The following is a 16,931-nucleotide window of genomic DNA, read 5'->3' as shown; positions in this document are numbered from 1 at the left end:
ACCAGCACGGCGACAAGAACAACGAGGGAATCGACCAGGCCCAGGAGCAGCACGGGGACAAGCTCGGTGACCAGGGCAACCAGGGCGTGGACGGCGCCCAGGAGAAGTTCCTCGGCGGCCAGGGGGAGGACCAGCAGGGCGAACAGGGCAACTGAGCCCCGCCGACCGCCCCGGTCGCCATCGACGTGCACGGACCCGTTCCCGGACAGGGGGCGGGTCCTTCGCCGTCCGGGCCCACGCCGGGTCCGTCGCCCGACCGGCCCGGTCGCGGCACCGGTGGCACCCGGGTGACGGGCACGGCCGACGGGTGAACGCCGCACGGTCCTAGACTGAACCGATGGAACCCACGCAGCTGCTCATCCGGCCCGCACGGACACAGGACGTCCCGGCGATCCGTGACCACGTGGAGCCCCTGGCACAACGACGGGTCCTGCTGCAGAAGGAGGCGGTGGCCTACTACGAGTCGATCCAGGAGTTCGTGGTGGCCGAGGCGCCGGACGGGTCACTGGCCGGGTTCGGCGCCCTGCACGTGATCTGGGAGGACATCGCCGAGGTCCGCACCCTGGCCACGGCCTCGGACTGGCGCGGGCACGGGGTGGGACACAAGCTCCTCGACCGGTTGCTGGACCGGGCCCGGGACGTGGGCGTGAGCCGCGTGTTCTGCCTGACCTTCGAGGTCGACTTCTTCACCCGCCACGGCTTCGAGGTGATGGAGGACCAGTCCGCCGTGGATCCGGAGGTCTATTCCGAGCTCCTCCGCTCCCACGACGAGGGCGTGGCCGAGTTCCTCGACCTGGCGCGCGTGAAGCCCAACACCCTCGGCAACACCCGGATGATCCATCACCTCTGACGGCTTGCCCTGCCGGATGCCGACGAGGATGATTCCTGGGACAGGCCGCCGGCAGCGGGCCGGGGCCGGTGAGATCAGGGAGGGCCACATGGGCACCGGAGATCGCATGGAGAACAGCGCCGAGGAAGCCAAGGGCAAGCTCAAGCAGGGCCTCGGCGAGGCGACCGACAATGACCGCCTGAAGGCCGAGGGCAAGGCCGACGAGGTCAAGGGCAACCTCAAGAACGCCGGTGAGGACATCAAGGACGCGGCCAAGCGCGTCTTCGGCGGCGACAAGCACTGACGTCCCCTCCCGGTGCACCCCCGTCCCCGGTGACGGCCCCGCCACCGCAGGCAGGGACGGTACCCCCGGTCCGACGGCCCGGACGCCCCTCAGCGAGGCAGGCTGAGCGCGGCCTCCGGGCCGTCGTCGTCCCTGCGGGCCAGGCCGTCGGCGACGAGACCCGCCACGCAGCGCTCCCACTGGGCCTCGGCCGGGCGGTGGGCACCCAGCCGGGCGACCGCCGTCGGGTGCTGGGGAAGGGCGGCGACGAGTACGGAGCCCTGCTCGCGCAACACGGCCATCACGGCACCTCGCACCTGGCGGTCGGTGCCGGACCAGGCCTGGCCGCTCGGCCGGTAGTGGGGCTCCGGCATGCCCGCGGCGCGCCAGGCGCAGAGATCGGCCACGGGGCACTCCCCGCAGCGCGGGGAGCGGGCGGTGCAGACCAGCGCCCCGAGTTCCATGACGGAGGCGTTCCACCGGCAGGCCTCCTCGCGCTGGATCGGCATGAGGTCGCGGGCCAGCGCCGTCTCCGCTGCCGTCAGGGACTTCTCCGGCAGCGCCCGGCCGGACACCAGCCGGGCGTGGACCCGCCGGATGTTCGTGTCCACCACCACCTCGGGACGGCCGAAGGCGAAACAGGCGACGGCGGCCGCCGTGTACGCACCGACTCCCGGCAGGGCCAGCAGTTCACCCGCCGTCCGGGGGACCTCCCCGTCCGGGGAGGCGGCGATGGCGGCCGCCGCGGCCTGCAACCTCAGGGCACGGCGGGGATAGCCCAACCGGCCCCAGGCGCGCAGGACCTCGGCGGCCGGTGCCGCCGCCAGGTCGCGCGGGGCGGGCCAGCGGTCGAGCCAGTCGGTCCAGACCGGCAGGACGCGACTGACGGGGGTCTGCTGGAGCATGATCTCGCTGACGAGGATGCCCCAGGGGCTGCAGTCCGCAGCGCGCCACGGCAGGTCCCGGCCGTGGTCGGCGAACCAGTCGTTGATCCTGCGGTGGAGGGTGGCCGTGATCTCCGGCGTGGACATCGCGGAGCGGGGATCAGGCATGCGATCCACTGTACTGTCCGGGGCCCGTCCGGCGTGGCCGGTCCGGTCCACGGGGGATGGTCCTTAAGCTGGTGGCATGGCCGGCGACCCTCGAAACAGCGATCTGATGCGTCCGCAGTCCCCCGAGGTGTACCGGCGTCGCCGGATCGTCGCCCTGGTGCTGCTCGTGCTCGTGCTCGCGCTCGTGGTGGGACTGGTGGGATGGATCATCTCGCTGTTCCGGCCCGGGGGCGATGAGCAGTCGGGGAACCCCGGTGGCAACGCCAGCCCGTCCGTGACGGCCCCCGCTTCGCCCACCGGGGCCACGGGCACGGACACTCCCGCCCCCGCCTCGCCCACCGAGGCCACGGGCACGGACACCCCGGGTACCGCCGACCCGGCGAGCGGCGAGCCGACGGCGGACCCCTCGGACTCGGCCTCCCCGTCCGCGACGGCGGGATCCCTCGGCGCCACGGCGTGCCAGCCGGGCGACCTGGTGATCTCGGGGGCGACGGACCGCCAGTCGTACCCGGAGGGCGAGGACCCGGTGCTCGAGCTGCGGGTGGACAACACGGGGGATGAACCCTGCGCGGCCAACCTCGGGACCAGCCAGCAGGTGTTCACGGTGTACTCCGGATCGGACCGGATCTTCTCCACGCAGGACTGCCAGGTGGAGGGGGACGACGCGATGATGGAGATCTCCCCGGACGATCAGGAGCGGTCCCGGTTCACGTGGCCCCGCGTGCGCTCGGCACCGGGGTGCGCTGAGGTGGGATCCGAACCGCGAAGCGGGACCTACCGCCTCGAGGTGTCCCTGGGAGAGCTGCAGGCCCAGCCGGTGTCCTTCACGCTGCAGTAGCGCCGTCCGTCACGTCCCGTTCACCCAGGCGCGCATGGTGCCCAGCGCCTCGTTCAGGCTCGTCACCTCGGAGACCGTGACGTTCTCGGGCACATCACCCAGCGGTTCGGGGGAGACGGGCACCACCGCCCGGCGGAAGCCCAGCCGGGCCGCCTCGCGGATCCGCCGCCCGATGCCGGGGACCGGCCGCACCTCCCCGGCCAGGCCCAGCTCGCCGAAGGCGATCATGCCCGGAGGCACGGGCGCCTGGAGCTTGGCGCTGGCGATCGCCAGGGCTGCGGCGAGGTCGGAGGCCGGCTCCGTCAGGCGGACGCCGCCGACCGTGGCCACGTAGCAGTCGTCGTCCGTGAGCGGGAAGTTGGCCCGCCGCTGCAGGATGGCCAGGATCATGGTGATGCGTGCCGAGTCGAGGCCGCTGACCGTGCGCCGGGCCGCTCCCTGTCCGGACGGCGTCAGCAGTGACTGCACCTCGGCCACCAGGGGGCGTCGTCCCTCGAGGGTGACGGTCACGCAGGTGCCCTCCACCGGTTCCTTGGTGCCGGACAGGAACAGCCCGGAGGGGTCCTCGAGGGAGTGGATGCCGGCCTCACCGAGGTCGAAGCAGCCCACCTCGTCCGTGGGGCCGAACCGGTTCTTCACGGCCCGCACGAGACGCAGCCGCGAATGGCGTTCGCCCTCGAACTGGCACACCACGTCCACGAGGTGCTCGAGCAGTCTCGGCCCGGCGATGGAGCCGTCCTTGGTCACGTGCCCGACCAGCACGGTGGTCATGTTCCGCGACTTGGCCTCGTTGATCAGGCTGGCCGCCACCTCCCGGACCTGGGTGACACCGCCCCCGGTGCCCTCGACGGACTGGGACTGCAGCGTCTGGACGGAGTCCACGATGAGCAGGTCCGGATCGGCCTTCTCGATCTGTCCCAGTGCCCGGCCGAGGTCGGTCTCGGCCGCCAGGAACAGGGTGTCCGCCACCGCCCCGATGCGGTCGGCCCGCAACCGTACCTGGGCCGCCGACTCCTCGCCGGTCACGTAGAGCACGGTACGGGTGTCGCCCTCCGGGCGGCGGTGCCGGGCGACCTTGGCCGCCACGTCCAGCAGCAGCGTGGACTTGCCGATGCCCGGTTCGCCGGCCATCAGCACGACGGCGCCCGGTACCAGTCCCCCGCCCAGCACGCGGTCCAGCTCGGAGACGCCGGTGGTGTGGAAGCGTGCCTGCGAGGCGTCCACGTCACCGATGCGCACGGCGGGCACGGCGATGGTGGCCGCCGGGGTGCGGCCGGAGGTCGCGTCCGCACCGGTCTCGACCACGGTGCCCCAGGCCTGGCACTCCCCGCAGCGGCCGACCCACTTGACGGTGGTCCATCCGCATTCGCTGCAGCGGTAGCCGGGGTTCACGCGCTTGGCGGTCTTGGTAGCCATGGACCAAGGCTAATGGCGCGCACGGACGCGCTAGGGGCGCACCCGGTGGCCGTGGGCGCGCGGGAGCCTCACAGGGGCGGCAGGTAGGCCACCGCGTCGTCGTGGGAGGACCCGGTGGCCTCGATCAAGTCGACCATCATGGGCCGCAACAACATGACCAGGGCCTCCCCGTGCAGGGAGGTGGCGCCCAGCTCCGCGGGATCCAGGCGCCCCGCGGCGCCGCCCAGGGCGTCGCGGGCCACGGACAGGGACTTGTGCCGGCCGCGCGCGGCCGGTTCCCCGAGGGAGCGGCCGAGGATCTCGACGGCGTCGGCCGCCTCGTCGAACCAGTCGGCCAGCAGCAGGGTGCCCTGTTCGTCGAGGGAGTCGTGGTCGATGACGCTGATGACCCGCCGGGCCACGATGCGCAGGCTGCGCACCGCCAGGTCGGACTTCTCCACGGTCTGCGCGGTGGACTCCAGCACGGGCCGGGAGCGGCGCTGGGTGGGGGAGAAGGTCGCCACCTCCTGGGCATTGCGCACGTCCTTGTGCAGGTTGTCCACGGCGGACTGGGTTCCGCGGCAGGCCACCAGGGCCATCCAGGCCGTGCGGGACTCGTGGTTGCGCAGCGCCTCCGAGCAGTCGCGCAGCGTCCGGGTCACGGTGGCGTAGAGGTCCCGCAGCCCGGTGGCGGCCTCCTTCTGCAGGTTCTTCGGGTACAGCAGCGTCACCAGCAGGGCGATGAACCCCCCGACGACGGCGTCGACGCTGCGCGTGAAGGGACCGCCTTCCGCGGCGGGCAACAGGACGACCAGGATGGACTGCAGGCTCATCTGCAGGGTGAAGGCGGCCCCGGAGTCCAGGAAGCGGGCCACCATGATGGAGGTGAACACCACCAGGACGGCCTGCCAGTAGCCCTGGCCGAGGACGGCCTGCATGAGGTCGCCGACGAGGATGCCCAGGGTGCAGCCGGCCGCCACCTCGAGCACCTTGCGGACCTTGGGCTCGCGGTTGAAGCCGAGGGCGATGAGCGAGGCGGTGGCGGCGAACAACGGGTCCTCGTGCCCCAGGACGAACTCGGCGAAGGCGTAGGCCAGGACCGCGCACACCGCGCTCAGCGCCGCGGGGACCACCGCCGCGCGCGCCCGCGCGGCCCCGGTGCGGGCCCGCCGGGCGACGAAGGACCGGGCCCGGGACCAGCCCCCCCGCAGGGCGGTGGGGCCGGACGAACCGGTCGCTTGCTGGTGCATGAGACCAGAGTAGGGTGTGGACCGTTCGCCGACGACGGTCCCCGGCAGCCCACGCGGAACCACGGACGCTGCATGGTGAGGTTTCTCACGCTCCCGTGAGGGATGGGTCACGGGCTGGCGCTCCCTGCCCTGTCATCTCGTGAATGCACCGGTCCCGCAGCCGTGCGGGAGCCTGGAGGAACGGGCTCTCGTTAACGTCGCGTTAATCTTCGACCGCCCAGTGCTTCACCTTCCCCCCATAGGTTCGACCGCGGAACGAGGCCTGCGGCACCCGAATCCCGCGCCATGTGACCACTGGTAGCCGGGGGTAGGTCCTCTCCCGCACTGTCATCCATCCTGAAAGAGGCAATTCTGTGAAGGCTCTTCGCTTTGGCCGCTCCGCTGCGGTCCTCTCCGTCGCTGCTCTCGCCCTGACCGCCTGTGGCGGCAACGACGGTTCCTCGGACACCGCGGCCGAGGGCAACGGCTCCGTCGCGGGCAACCTGATCGGCGGTGGCGCCTCCTCGCAGGAAGCGGGCATGACCGCGTGGACCAACGGCGTGACCGAGGTCCACCCGGACCTCACCGTCTCCTACGACCCGGTGGGCTCCGGCTCCGGCCGCGAGGGCTTCCTGGCCGGACAGTACTCCTTCGCCGGCTCCGACGCCGCGATGGACGAGGAGGAGATCAGCCAGGCGGAGTCCGTCTGCGGACCGGAGGGCGTCTTCCACGTCCCGGCCTACATCTCCCCGGTCGCCGTGGCCTTCAACCTCGAGGGCGTCGACCAGGTCAACATGGACGCCGACACCATCGCCAAGGTCTTCACCGGCGAGATCACCACCTGGAACGACCCGGTCATCGCCAAGCAGAACCCGGACACCGAGCTGCCGGACACCAAGATCACCGTCGTGCACCGTGCCGATGACTCGGGCACCACGGAGAACTTCACCGACTACCTGGCCGCCGCCGCCCCGGAGTCCTGGACCTACGACGTCGTCGAGACCTGGCCCACCGAGATCACCGCCGAGTCCGCCCAGCAGACCTCCGGTGTCGTCTCCCTGGCGCAGTCCACCGACGGCGCGATCACCTACGCCGACGCCTCCCAGATCGGCAACCTGGGCACGGTGGCCGTGAAGGTCGGCGAGGAGTACGTGCCGTACTCCTCCGAGGCCGCCGCCCGCGCCGTGGAGACCGCCGGCGAGGGGCTCGCCGGGGCGCTCGAACTCGATCGCACCACCACCGAGGCCGGCGTCTACCCGGTGGTCCTGGTCACCTACGAGATCTTCTGCCACCAGTACCAGGACCAGGAGACCGCCGACATGGCCAAGGCCTTCGCCGAGTACGTCGTGTCCGAGGACGGACAGGCCACCGCCGCGGAGTCCGCGGGCAACGCCCCGATCTCCGACGCCACCCGCGAGGCCGCCCTGGAGAACATCCAGGGCATCACCGTCCAGGGCTGACATCCCCACTCACACCGGACGTGGGTAGCACGTGCTGCGGCCGCCGGTCCTTCCTCGTGAGGGCCGGCGGCTGTGCCATGCTGTGAACGCCATTTCCTCTTAGGACATCCATCCCCGGGATGCGGGAGCACCGCCCGCACCACGAACTCCGAAGGGAGTCACCGTGACTGACACAGCCACCGAGCCGTCCAGGAGGACGTCGCTCAAGGGCTCGCGCGGCGGCGAGGCGGGAGACCGCGTCTTCTCCGGCCTGGCGCTCACCGCCGGGATCGTGATCCTGCTGGTCCTCGCCTTCGTGGCGGTCTTCCTGCTCATCGAGTCGCTCCCGGCCCTGTGGCCCGAGGCGTTCTCCGACCAGGACAGCATCGAGAGCGCCGACACCTTCTGGCAGTACGTCTGGCCGTTGATGGCCGGCACCCTGATCGCCTCGATCATCGCCATCCTGCTGGCCACCCCGGTGGCCGTCGGGATCGCCCTGTACATCTCCCACTACGCGCCCCGGTCCATCGCGACTCCCGTCGGCTACGTCATCGACCTGCTCGCCGCCATCCCCTCCGTGGTCTTCGGCGCGTGGGGCATGACGGTCCTGGCCGGGGCGATGGTGCCGATCTACGCCTGGCTGAACGAGTACCTGGGCTGGATCCCGCTGTTCGGGGGGACCCCGACCACGACCGGACGCACCCTGCTGACCTCCGGCGTCGTCCTGGCCGTGATGATCCTGCCGATCATCACCTCCCTGTGCCGTGAGATCTTCCTGCAGACGCCGAAGCTGCACGAGGAGGCCGCCCTCGCCCTGGGCGCCACGCGGTGGGAGATGATCAAGATGACCGTCTTCCCGTTCGCCCGTGCCGGCATCGTCTCCTCGATCATGCTCGGCCTCGGCCGCGCCCTGGGCGAGACCATGGCCGTGACCCTGGTGCTGTCCCCGGGCATCTTCTCCTGGAGCCTGATCCAGTCCGGTCGCAATGCGACCATCCCCTCGGAGATCGCCCTGAACTTCCCCGAGGCCTTCGGCATGCGCCAGTCTGAGCTGATCGCCGCCGGCCTGATGTTGTTCATCATCACCCTCGCGGTCAACATGGTGGCCCGCTGGATCGTCAGCCGCCACAAGGAATTCTCGGGAGCGAACTGATGACCATCTCGAACGACACCGCCGCACCGCAGCGCACCTCCGTGCCCGGTGGGAAGAAGAAGAACTCCCTGACCGCGGGGCAGAAGCCGGGCTGGACCTGGATCGCCGTGCTGGCGGGTGCCCTCGTGGTGGCCGCCGGCATCACCGCGCTGCTGGGCGGAGGCAGCTTCAGCTGGGTGGGATGGCTGATCATCGCTGCGGTCCTCTACGTCCTCGGCATGTACCTGGCCACCCGGGTGATCGAGAACGCCCGGCGGGCCACGGACGGGCTGTGGCGGAACCTGGTCTGGGCGGCGTTCCTCCTGGCGCTGATCCCGCTGGTCTCGGTGATCTGGACGGTCGCGGCCAACGGACTGCCCACGCTCCTGGAGACCCCGCAACTGCTGTGGCGGGACATGCAGGGCGTCACCGGATCGGACGACATCGCCACCCAGACCGAGGGCGCCCCCCTGGCCGGCGGGTTCCTGCACGGACTGGTCGGCACCCTGATGATCACCCTGCTGGCCACCATCATCTCCGTCCCGATCGGCCTGCTGACCTCCATCTACCTGGTGGAGTACGGCCGCGGCGGCTGGTTCTCCCGGGCCATCGTGTTCTTCGTGGACGTCATGACCGGCATCCCCTCCATCGTGGCCGGCCTCTTCGCCTTCGCTGCCGTCCAGCTGGTCATCACCACGTTCATCGGGGACGGGCCGCGCCAGCTGCAGATGGTCAAGATGGGGCTCACCGCGGCCATCGCGCTGTCCGTGCTGATGATCCCGGTGGTCGTCCGCTCCACCGAGGAGATGCTGCGGGTGGTGCCGAACGAGCTGCGGGAGGCCTCCTACGCCCTCGGCGTGCGCAAGTGGCGGACCATCTTCAAGGTGGTCCTGCCGACGGCCATGTCCGGCATCGCCTCCGGCGTGACGCTGTCGATCGCCCGCGTGACGGGTGAGACGGCCCCGATCCTGGTGACGGCCGGGTATATCGCCACCACCAACTGGAACCCCTTCGACGGCTGGATGACCGCCCTGCCGGTGTACATCTACCGCCAGCTCATCAATCCCACCGCGCCCGCCGCGGCCGACCCGTCCGCTGAGCGTGCCTGGGCCGCGGCCCTGGTCCTCATCGTCATCGTGATGCTGCTCAACCTCATCGCCCGCATCGTCGCCAAGGCCTTCGCGCCGAAGAAGACCGGCCGCTGAGCCGAGCAGACCACAAGGAGAAGGAAAGACACATGTCCAAGCGCATCGACGCCGTCGACCTGAACGTCTACTACGGCAACTTCCGGGCTGTGGAGGGCGTCAACATCAACATCGAGCCGCGGTCCGTGACCGCGTTCATCGGGCCCTCCGGTTGCGGCAAGACGACCTTCCTGCGGACCATCAACCGCATGCACGAGGTCCTGCCCGGAGCCCGGGCCGAGGGCAGGCTGCTGCTGGACGGGGAGGACATCTACGACCCGGGCGTGGACCCGGTCACCGTCCGCACCATGGTCGGCATGGTCTTCCAGCGGCCCAATCCGTTCCCCACCATGTCCATCCGGGACAACATCCTGGCCGGCTACAAGCTGAACGGGACTCGCATGTCCAAGTCCACCGCGGACGGGATCGTGGAGAAGTCGCTGCGCGGCGCCAACCTGTGGAACGAGGTCAAGGACCGCCTCGACAAGCCGGGTTCCGGCCTGTCCGGCGGCCAGCAGCAGCGCCTGTGCATCGCCCGGTCGATCGCGGTGGAGCCCGACGTCATCCTGATGGACGAGCCCTGCTCGGCACTGGACCCGATCTCCACCCTGGCGATCGAGGACCTCATCAACGAGCTCAAGGACAACTACACCGTCGTCATCGTGACCCACAACATGCAGCAGGCGGCGCGCGTGGCGGACAAGACGGCGTTCTTCAACATCGCCGGCACCGGCAAGCCGGGCAAGCTCATCGAGTACGACGACACCTCGGTGATCTTCAACAACCCCTCGAACAAGCAGACCGAGGACTACGTCTCCGGCCGCTTCGGCTGATCCGGGCGCGACGCTCCACGGGGTGGGACCCAGGATGGGTCCCACCCCGTCGTCGTCCGCCGGCCGCTCAGAGCAGGGGGGAGCCGGCCGCGGTGATCAGCAGGGCGGCGCCGGCGCACACCAGCAGCGTGGCCACCCAGTAGGCCACGATCCGGGACACCGCGGGCCAGCGCACCGAGGTGTAGGGCTGGTTCTGCCCGGCCCCGACGATGGAGGCCACCGTGGCGTGCGTGGAGGACAGCGGGAGGTGCAGGGCATAGGCGCCCACGAACAGCAGTGCGGCGCTGACCAGGGACGCGATGCCGGCCCGCAGGGGATCGAGGTCGACGATCCGCTCCGTCAGGGTGTGGGCGATGCGCCATCCCCCGAACAGGGTGCCGGCCGCCAGGACCGTCCCGACGGACAGCGGGACCCACCAGTCCACGGCGGACGGTGCCCCGGCGCCGGCGAATGCCAGGAGCAGCACGAAGGTCATCCGCGTCCCGGACTGCACGCCGTGGCCGAGGGCGTTGGCGGCCGCGCTGACGGCCAGGGCCATCCGCGATCCGTGGTTCACCGTGCCGGGCGCGGCGTCCCGCGCCAGCCAGGTGGCCGGGGTGACGAGCAGCCAGGACAGGAACCAGGCCAGCAGGACGCTCAGGACCAGTCCCAGCATCATGGCGACGAGGAGCCCGGCCGACCAGTCGGCGTACAGTCCGAGGTCTCCGGTGATCGCCAGGGCGAGGCTGCCGCCGAGGACCGCGGAGATGATCGAGTGGGTCATGGAGACCGGCATGCCGCGGGACCAGGTGAACAGGCCCCAGCCCACCGCCACGAGGAACCCGACGCCGGCCAGCAGCAGTCCCTGCCCGCCTCCGTGCAGCTCCTCCGGGAGGCCCTGCCAGGCGGCCGTCATGAATCCGCCGGAGAGCACGCCGCCGACCAGGTTCATGGCCGCGGCGAGGAGGAGGGCCGCCCCGGGGGTCAGGGCCCGTTGGCGCACGGGGAGGGCGACGGCGTTGGGGGCGTCGCGCATGCCGTTGACGAGCCCGTAGACGACGGACAGTGCGAGGACGACGACCAGCATCATCGTCATGACCGCGGGCACGGGCTCAGGACTCCCGGACGAGGATGCTGCCGAGATGGGCGATGACCCCGCGCACGCTGGCGAGGGCGGCGTTGAGCGCGTGGGCGGTCTCCCGCTGGCGGTTGTAGTTGCGCTGCAGCAGGTCGTCGCTCATGCCGGCGACCCACTGGGTCATGAGCCGCTCGGACCGCTTGGACAACCGCTGGAGCTGGATCCACGTCTCCTCGAGCTCGTCGAGGTCGCGGAACTGTCCGGTGGCGTCGCGGAACAGGTCGGCCTGCCGGCCCAGGATCTCCAGGATGTCCAGGGGAGCCTCGGGAAGGCGGTACTGCTCGGTGAAGAGGATGAGGATCCCGGCGTTGCAGATCTTCTCCACGGCGTCGTTCAGGCCGTCCGCCAGCAGGTACAGGTCCTGCCGGGGCAGGGGGGTGATGAAGGCGCTGCGGAGGCTGGTCAGCAGGGCCATGTGACGGGCGGTGGCCTCCGTGTCGATCACGGTCAGCTCCTGGTCGGCTCCGGCCGCGGGCGCCGTGGGGGCGGCCATCAGCTGGGCCACGCGGTCGACGGCGGCGCGCATCCCCTGGGCGAGGGCGGCGAGATGCTCGAGGCTGACCGGGTCCGGTGCCAGCAGGCGCGAGAGAGAAAGGTTCATCACCGTGCAGGATATCCCGAAGGGTGGGGCGGTGCCGGACCGGGAACGCCTCTCGGCGAGTGGCCGCTCATGGCGGCAGAATATTGGAGCCCGGGGTTACCGCGGCCCGGCACCGGTATCCAGTGTGCGCGCCCCGGCCCCGGACTGTCCACCTCGGGTGCGGGGATCAGCCCGCCGCTGAACGCGGAATACTCAGTCGAGGGTTCCGGCCCGCCAGGCAGCGGCGGCGGCCTCGAGGTCCTCGGCCGTACCCAGCAACCGCTTGGCCTGGCGCAGCAGGGCCGTGGCCTGTGCCGGCTGGGCCGCGTCCAGCGCCTCCGCGTGGTGCGCCTGGCCCAGGCAGACCACGCGGCAGTAGGCGGCCGCGCGCTCCAGTGCCACGCCGAAGTCCCCCGTGAAGGCACCGGTGAGGATGTGGTCCGTGAGCAGCTGCAGTTCGCGCGCCCCGGGCGGCTCGATCGCCCCGGCGATGGCGCGGGCCACGTGGGCGTCATGACCGGAGCGGTACCAGGAGGCCCAGAGCTGGCCATTGCGGGTGGTCGCCGTCCGCAGGGCGTACAGGCGCCACAGGGCACCACCGAGGGACACGGCGGGAGCGTCGGCCCACAGCCGGGCCACCGTGTCGATGCCGGCGTCCTCGACCAGCGCGACCAGCCGCCCGACCGTCTCCTCGCTGGCACCGGACCGGCCGCCGTCGAGCAGGGCGTGGGCGAGCAGGGCCGCGCCCTCCGCGGTCTGTGCCGGGTCCGGACCCCCCTCGAAGGCCGCGAACTGCTCGGGGGCGAAGTGGCGGGGCCGATGGTGGCGGACGGTGCCGGCCGCCGTCGAGCTCGGGGACCGGCCGGAATGCCTCCGGGGGGACGTCACGGGCGGGGTGCCTCTCTGGAGAAGGGGGAAGGAAGATGCTGCCCTTCTACGGTACGCCTTGCGCGGGCGCGCGGGCGCGCGTGCGGGGCGTCCCGGGAGCCCCGGTGCAGCGCGGGACGGGTGGGATCTCGCTCCGCGATGGTGGATCTCCCCGGACCCCGCGGCCGCCGTCCGCTAGCATGGACTGCGGCCTCCTGCAGGCAGGCCGTGGGCCCTTAGCTCAGTTGGCAGAGCATCGGACTTTTAATCCGCGGGTCGTGGGTTCGATCCCCACAGGGCCCACCTGGGAAGGCCTCCGGCGCCGGGACGCGTGCCGGGGGCCTTCGTCGTCTCCACCGTGTCCCGGAGGCAAGGGGCAAGGGCCAGGGGCCAGGGCCAGGGGAACGGAACGCCGCCGAGCCGAATTGATCTCAGGAACGTCTCGAGCCCCCCCGGATGATCAAGATTCGATAACCCAACGGGGTGGCGTCCTCGGCCCCGAGGCGCCCGGATGCCCTTCAGGGCGGACCGCGATGGGGCCCGAATCCCGCGTGGCCGCGCGGTTTCCCCGCCGCGGTCGGCCTCCCCGCCGGCCGGGCGCCGGGTCGGGCGGCGGAGCAGCGGTCCCCCAGTCGTCATTCCGACAGGGCTGCGCAGGCCACCGGTCCGTGCCTACGCTGGTAGGCATGAGTGCTTCCCCTCGGGCGCTCCGTCAGCGGCTTCTGCGTGGCGGCGCCCTCGTGCCTGCTGCCGTCGTGGCAGCGGTCATCGGCGTACCCGCGGCGTCGGCGGCACCGGCGGGCGGGCTGGCCACCCACGCCGCGATGCACTCGGGCGTGGGGCCGATGGCCCTGTTCGGCGTCGACGAGTCCCTGCCGACCAACCCCGACCTGCTGCGGCACATGCTGTGGTCCCGTTCCGGGAAGGTGCCGGCGGCCACCGCCGGCGACCTGCGCGTGGCCACCTTCTCCGCCGGGCTGACCCGGTCCGCCCCGGGCCTGCTGGCCGATGAGCTCGCCGCACCCGGTTCGGTCCAGGCCCAGCGGGTCGCGGAGACCGTGCAGCGCGCCGCCCCGGACGTCGTGCTGCTGACGGACTTCGACGTGGACAGCGGTGAGGCCGCCGCGCGGTCCTTCCGCACGAATTACCTGGCCGTCGGTACCGGTGGGCAGGAGGGGATCGACTATCCGTACGTCTACACCGCGGAGGTCAACAACGGCGTGGACACCGGGGCCGACCTGGACAACGACGGCGTGATCGGCGGCCCGGGCGACTCGTTCGGCCCCGGTGAGTTCGCCGGGCAGCACGGCATGGTCCTGTTCTCCCGGCACCCGCTGGAGGAGGACGGGATCCGGACGTTCCGCGACCTGCGCTGGAACACGGTGCCCGGCAACGCGATCCCGGAGGGCAAGTACACGGAGCTCGAGCGGTCCGTGCTGCGCCTGTCCTCCACCGCCCACTGGGACATCCCCGTGAGGGTCGGCGACCGGACCGTGCACGTCCTCGCCGCGCAGCCCGAGGACCCCGGGGCCGGGACCGCCCCGGTCGAACGGCACCACGACGAGATGCGCTTCTGGGCCGACTACATCGCCGGGGACGCCGGGGACACCGGGTACCTCGAGGACGACGAGGGACGTGCCGGTGGACTGCCCGCCGGCAGTGACTTCGTGCTCGTCGGGGACTTCGGCCCGCGCGCCGAGCGGGCGCTCGACGGCGACCACCCCGCGGCCATCGCCTCCCTGCTGGAGTCGGAGGCCATTCAGGACCCCGCGCCCCGCTCCGCCGGCGCCCTGGCCGCGGACCCGGATGCCGCGACGGCCACCCGGGCCGTCCGGGACGGCGGCGGCGTGGAGCTGCTGCGCTCCGACTACGTGCTGCCGTCCGCGACGCTGGAGGCCACGGCAGCCGGGGTGTTCTGGCCGGCCAACGGGCAGCTGGGCTCCCACCTGACCCGGATCACCGACTCCGCCGAGGACGGGGAGGACCGCCGGGTCACCGAGCGCCGGCTCGTGTGGACCGACCTGGGAATGGACTGACCCCGCCGTGCAACGACAGACCCTCTCCAGCGGCCATCACGTCGTCTGGTCCCGTCCGGCGGGCGAACGCCGGGGGACCGACCTGGTGGTGGTCATCCACGGCTACGGCGCGAACGAGGTGAGGGCCGCCCAGGCCTATTTCGAGATGCTTCCGGAGGGGACCACGGGCCTGGCCGTGCGCGGTGGCTTCGAGATCGACGCCGGCGCCTACCCGGTGGCCGACGGCGTCGACGGACTGGGCTCCGGTCCCGGCGGCCCGGACCCGGGCGCGTGGGGCTGGTTCCTGCTGGACTACTTCCTCACCAACGACTTCGCCGAGGTGGTGGCCTCGGCTCACCGGGTGTTCGACGTGCTCGACGCCGAGGAGGTCACCGGGGCGGGATTCCGCTCGGTGGCGCTGCTCGGCCACTCCCAGGGGATGGCGATGGCCTCCACGGTGTACCGGCTGCGTCCGGAGGCCTTCGACTGCGTGGTGGGGCTCAGCGGCTTCGTGCTGTCCAATCCCCTGCTGGCGACCCTGGACAGCCCGCCGGAGGGCCCCGGGCCGCGTCCGTTCTTCTGGGGACGTGACGTCCAGGACCTGGTCATCAACCCGGACGCGATCGCCCACACGGCGGCCTGGCTCCAGGAGCACACGCACCTGACGGCCCGGACGTACGAGGGAATGGGCCACGGCACCAGCGCGGAGGAGGCCCGGGACGTGCGGATCTTCCTGAAGCACGCCCTGGCGATGAGCCGAGGTCAGTAGTCGCGGGTCTCCTTGCGCGAGATGGACTCCCCCGTGTGCGGGTCCTGGATGTTGCGGGACTCGGTGACCCGACGGCTGGCCGAACCGGAGGCGCCCATCTGGACCAGGGAGAGGACCAGCAGCAGGGCCCCGGCGGCCATCAGGATGTAGCCGGCGATCGTCAGGTCGATCCCCGGGATCACGTCCTGGACGGCGAAGGCGATGATCGCGCCGATGGCGATCAGGGCGATGGACGTGCCGAAGCGCATGGGGTCTCCTCCAGTCGGTCGTCCGGACGCGGGCGCGGTCGGACGTGGTCAGCGTAGTGTTTCATGGAGGACCACGGCCGCGCGGGACCAGACCGCGCAGCCCATCGTGTCACCGACGTGCAGGAGGCAGCCATGGTTAAGAAGAAGTCCATCATCGCCGGCGTGGCGGGCCAGAAGGCCGCCGACTTCGCGATCCAGCGCGTCGTCGACGAGCAGGGCAACCCCACCCCCGCCTTCCAGAAGGTGGTGCTCAAGGCCCTCGACGTGCAGCGGCCGCTGGTGCTGCGCAACCTGAACCGGTTGCGCCGCCAGAACCCGGAGGACACCCCCGCCCAGCTGGCGGAACGGCTGGGGAGGCAGTACCTGGCAGCGGTCACCGGCGGCGGGGCCGCCGTCGGGGGAACCGCCGTCGTGCCCGGTGTGGGAACGGCCGCGGCGCTGGGACTCTCCGCGGCCGCGACCGTGGGCTTCCTCGAGGCGACCGCGCTCTACGCCCAGTCCGTGGCCGAGCTGATGGGGATCCCCACCGACGACCCCCAGCGGGCGCAGACCCTCGTCATGGCCGTCATGCTCGGTGAGGACGGCCGCCGGATGCTGCGGGACTTCTCCAGCCAGGCCAACGGCCGCGGGATGGGCCCGCTGGCCGGGCCGCTCTCTCTGGTCAGCGGCTCCGCCGGCGTCTCCGAGGTGCTGTTCAACCAGATGAAGAGGATGTTCATCAAGCGCTTCATCGTCCGGCAGGGGGCCGGGATGCTCGGGCGGGTGGTGCCCTTCGGGGTGGGGGCCGTCGTCGGCGGCCTCGCCAACCGGGTCATGGGCAAGGGCGTGGTCAGGGCCGCGCAGAACCTCTTCGGCCCGCTCCCGGCCACGATCCCCGGAGCCCTGGCCAGCGAGCTCAAGGCCCTGCCGGCCGGCCGGAAGGGCCGCAGGGACGACGCCGGCCCCGAGGGCGACGCGGAGGAGTTCGGCGAGCTGCTGGCGGAGGACATCGAGACCGACTTCGAGCAGCTGACGGCGGACGGCACGCTCGAGGACCTGCGGCGCGAGGACCCGGAGGCCTTCGCCGCCGAGGTCGAGGCCGCCCGCGAGGCCCACCGGCGGGCCCGCGGGGACCGGTAGGG

17 protein-coding genes and 1 tRNA gene are annotated in these 16,931 nt (G+C 71.6%); 11 read left to right on the top strand and 7 right to left on the bottom strand.

Annotation, left to right across the window (positions count from 1 at the left end; all coding sequences use genetic code 11):
• Positions 1-337 precede the first annotated feature (337 nt).
• Positions 338-850 carry an amino-acid N-acetyltransferase gene (locus PLJ28_RS07950; RefSeq protein WP_010143608.1) on the top strand — a complete coding sequence of 171 codons (513 nt, stop codon included), beginning with the start codon at positions 338-340 and terminating at the stop codon, positions 848-850.
• A gap of 88 nt (positions 851-938) precedes the next feature.
• Positions 939-1,133 carry a CsbD family protein gene (locus PLJ28_RS07945; protein WP_298045089.1) on the top strand — a complete coding sequence of 65 codons (195 nt, stop codon included), beginning with the start codon at positions 939-941 and terminating at the stop codon, positions 1,131-1,133.
• Between the two features lie 89 nt (positions 1,134-1,222).
• Here the strand turns inward: PLJ28_RS07945 and PLJ28_RS07940 are convergent, their stop codons facing one another.
• Entirely contained in the window at positions 1,223-2,164 is a 942-nt protein-coding gene (locus PLJ28_RS07940) for an iron-sulfur binding domain-containing protein (RefSeq protein WP_183530232.1), read from the bottom strand.
• Positions 2,165-2,270: 106 nt separating this feature from the next.
• On the opposite strand from PLJ28_RS07940, the gene PLJ28_RS07935 reads away from it, so the two are divergent.
• Positions 2,271-3,002, top strand: coding sequence for a hypothetical protein (locus tag PLJ28_RS07935; protein WP_298045090.1), 732 nt, complete (start codon positions 2,271-2,273; stop codon positions 3,000-3,002).
• Between the two features lie 9 nt (positions 3,003-3,011).
• On the opposite strand, the gene radA is transcribed toward PLJ28_RS07935, so the two are convergent.
• Together radA and PLJ28_RS07925 are read right to left on the bottom strand one after the other, a co-directional pair.
• Entirely contained in the window at positions 3,012-4,418 is a 1,407-nt protein-coding gene (radA, locus tag PLJ28_RS07930) for a DNA repair protein RadA (protein ID WP_010143605.1), read from the bottom strand.
• A gap of 68 nt (positions 4,419-4,486) precedes the next feature.
• On the bottom strand, positions 4,487-5,647 hold the full coding sequence (locus PLJ28_RS07925) for an FUSC family protein (RefSeq protein ID WP_183530230.1): 1,161 nt from the start codon (positions 5,645-5,647) through the stop codon (positions 4,487-4,489).
• A 353-nt stretch (positions 5,648-6,000) separates the two neighbouring features.
• Between PLJ28_RS07925 and PLJ28_RS07920 the strand changes: the two genes are divergently transcribed.
• The 4 genes from PLJ28_RS07920 (at position 6,001) to pstB (ending at position 10,214) form a co-directional block, all read left to right on the top strand.
• Positions 6,001-7,086 carry a phosphate ABC transporter substrate-binding protein PstS gene (locus PLJ28_RS07920; RefSeq protein ID WP_183530228.1) on the top strand — a complete coding sequence of 362 codons (1,086 nt, stop codon included), beginning with the start codon at positions 6,001-6,003 and terminating at the stop codon, positions 7,084-7,086.
• Positions 7,087-7,249: 163 nt separating this feature from the next.
• Entirely contained in the window at positions 7,250-8,218 is a 969-nt protein-coding gene (gene pstC, locus PLJ28_RS07915; RefSeq protein ID WP_183530226.1) for a phosphate ABC transporter permease subunit PstC, read from the top strand.
• A complete protein-coding gene (gene pstA / locus PLJ28_RS07910; RefSeq protein WP_183530224.1) occupies positions 8,218-9,402 on the top strand; it encodes a phosphate ABC transporter permease PstA in 1,185 nt (394 codons plus the stop codon). Before pstC ends, pstA begins: the two co-directional genes overlap by 1 nt.
• Before the next feature lie 32 nt (positions 9,403-9,434).
• Positions 9,435-10,214 (top strand): phosphate ABC transporter ATP-binding protein PstB, encoded by a 780-nt coding sequence (gene pstB, locus PLJ28_RS07905; protein WP_010143600.1) that lies wholly within the window; start codon positions 9,435-9,437, stop codon positions 10,212-10,214.
• A 67-nt stretch (positions 10,215-10,281) separates the two neighbouring features.
• Here pstB and PLJ28_RS07900 read toward each other — a convergent pair whose 3' ends face one another.
• The 3 genes from PLJ28_RS07900 to PLJ28_RS07890 form a co-directional block, all read right to left on the bottom strand.
• Positions 10,282-11,289 (bottom strand): inorganic phosphate transporter, encoded by a 1,008-nt coding sequence (locus tag PLJ28_RS07900; protein ID WP_298045093.1) that lies wholly within the window; start codon positions 11,287-11,289, stop codon positions 10,282-10,284.
• Between the two features lie 16 nt (positions 11,290-11,305).
• On the bottom strand, positions 11,306-11,932 hold the full coding sequence (locus tag PLJ28_RS07895; protein WP_324590020.1) for a hypothetical protein: 627 nt from the start codon (positions 11,930-11,932) through the stop codon (positions 11,306-11,308).
• A gap of 192 nt (positions 11,933-12,124) precedes the next feature.
• Positions 12,125-12,799 carry a hypothetical protein gene (locus tag PLJ28_RS07890; protein ID WP_183530218.1) on the bottom strand — a complete coding sequence of 225 codons (675 nt, stop codon included), beginning with the start codon at positions 12,797-12,799 and terminating at the stop codon, positions 12,125-12,127.
• Between the two features lie 209 nt (positions 12,800-13,008).
• Here PLJ28_RS07890 and PLJ28_RS07885 point away from each other — a divergent pair.
• From PLJ28_RS07885 to PLJ28_RS07875, 3 genes are all read left to right on the top strand, one after another.
• Positions 13,009-13,081: transfer RNA gene (locus PLJ28_RS07885), tRNA-Lys, on the top strand.
• Positions 13,082-13,464: 383 nt separating this feature from the next.
• Positions 13,465-14,814 carry an endonuclease/exonuclease/phosphatase family protein gene (locus PLJ28_RS07880; protein WP_183530216.1) on the top strand — a complete coding sequence of 450 codons (1,350 nt, stop codon included), beginning with the start codon at positions 13,465-13,467 and terminating at the stop codon, positions 14,812-14,814.
• A 7-nt stretch (positions 14,815-14,821) separates the two neighbouring features.
• Complete coding sequence (locus PLJ28_RS07875; protein ID WP_183530214.1) at positions 14,822-15,562, top strand: alpha/beta hydrolase; 741 nt, start codon at positions 14,822-14,824, stop codon at positions 15,560-15,562.
• Here the strand turns inward: PLJ28_RS07875 and PLJ28_RS07870 are convergent.
• Complete coding sequence (locus tag PLJ28_RS07870; protein ID WP_183530212.1) at positions 15,556-15,810, bottom strand: DUF6458 family protein; 255 nt, start codon at positions 15,808-15,810, stop codon at positions 15,556-15,558. The genes PLJ28_RS07875 and PLJ28_RS07870 overlap by 7 nt on opposite strands.
• 132 nt (positions 15,811-15,942) lie before the next feature.
• Between PLJ28_RS07870 and PLJ28_RS07865 the strand changes: the two genes are divergently transcribed.
• The gene (locus tag PLJ28_RS07865) at positions 15,943-16,929 is read left to right on the top strand and encodes a hypothetical protein (protein WP_183530210.1); all 987 of its coding nucleotides are present in this window, start codon (positions 15,943-15,945) and stop codon (positions 16,927-16,929) included.
• Positions 16,930-16,931: the final 2 nt, after the last annotated feature.

The organism is Citricoccus sp., from assembly GCF_035445025.1.
Taxonomy (GTDB): Bacteria; Actinomycetota; Actinomycetes; order Actinomycetales; family Micrococcaceae; genus Citricoccus.
The sequence above is the reverse complement of the archived record's forward strand: the minus strand, read 5'-3'. Positions and strand labels throughout refer to the sequence as shown.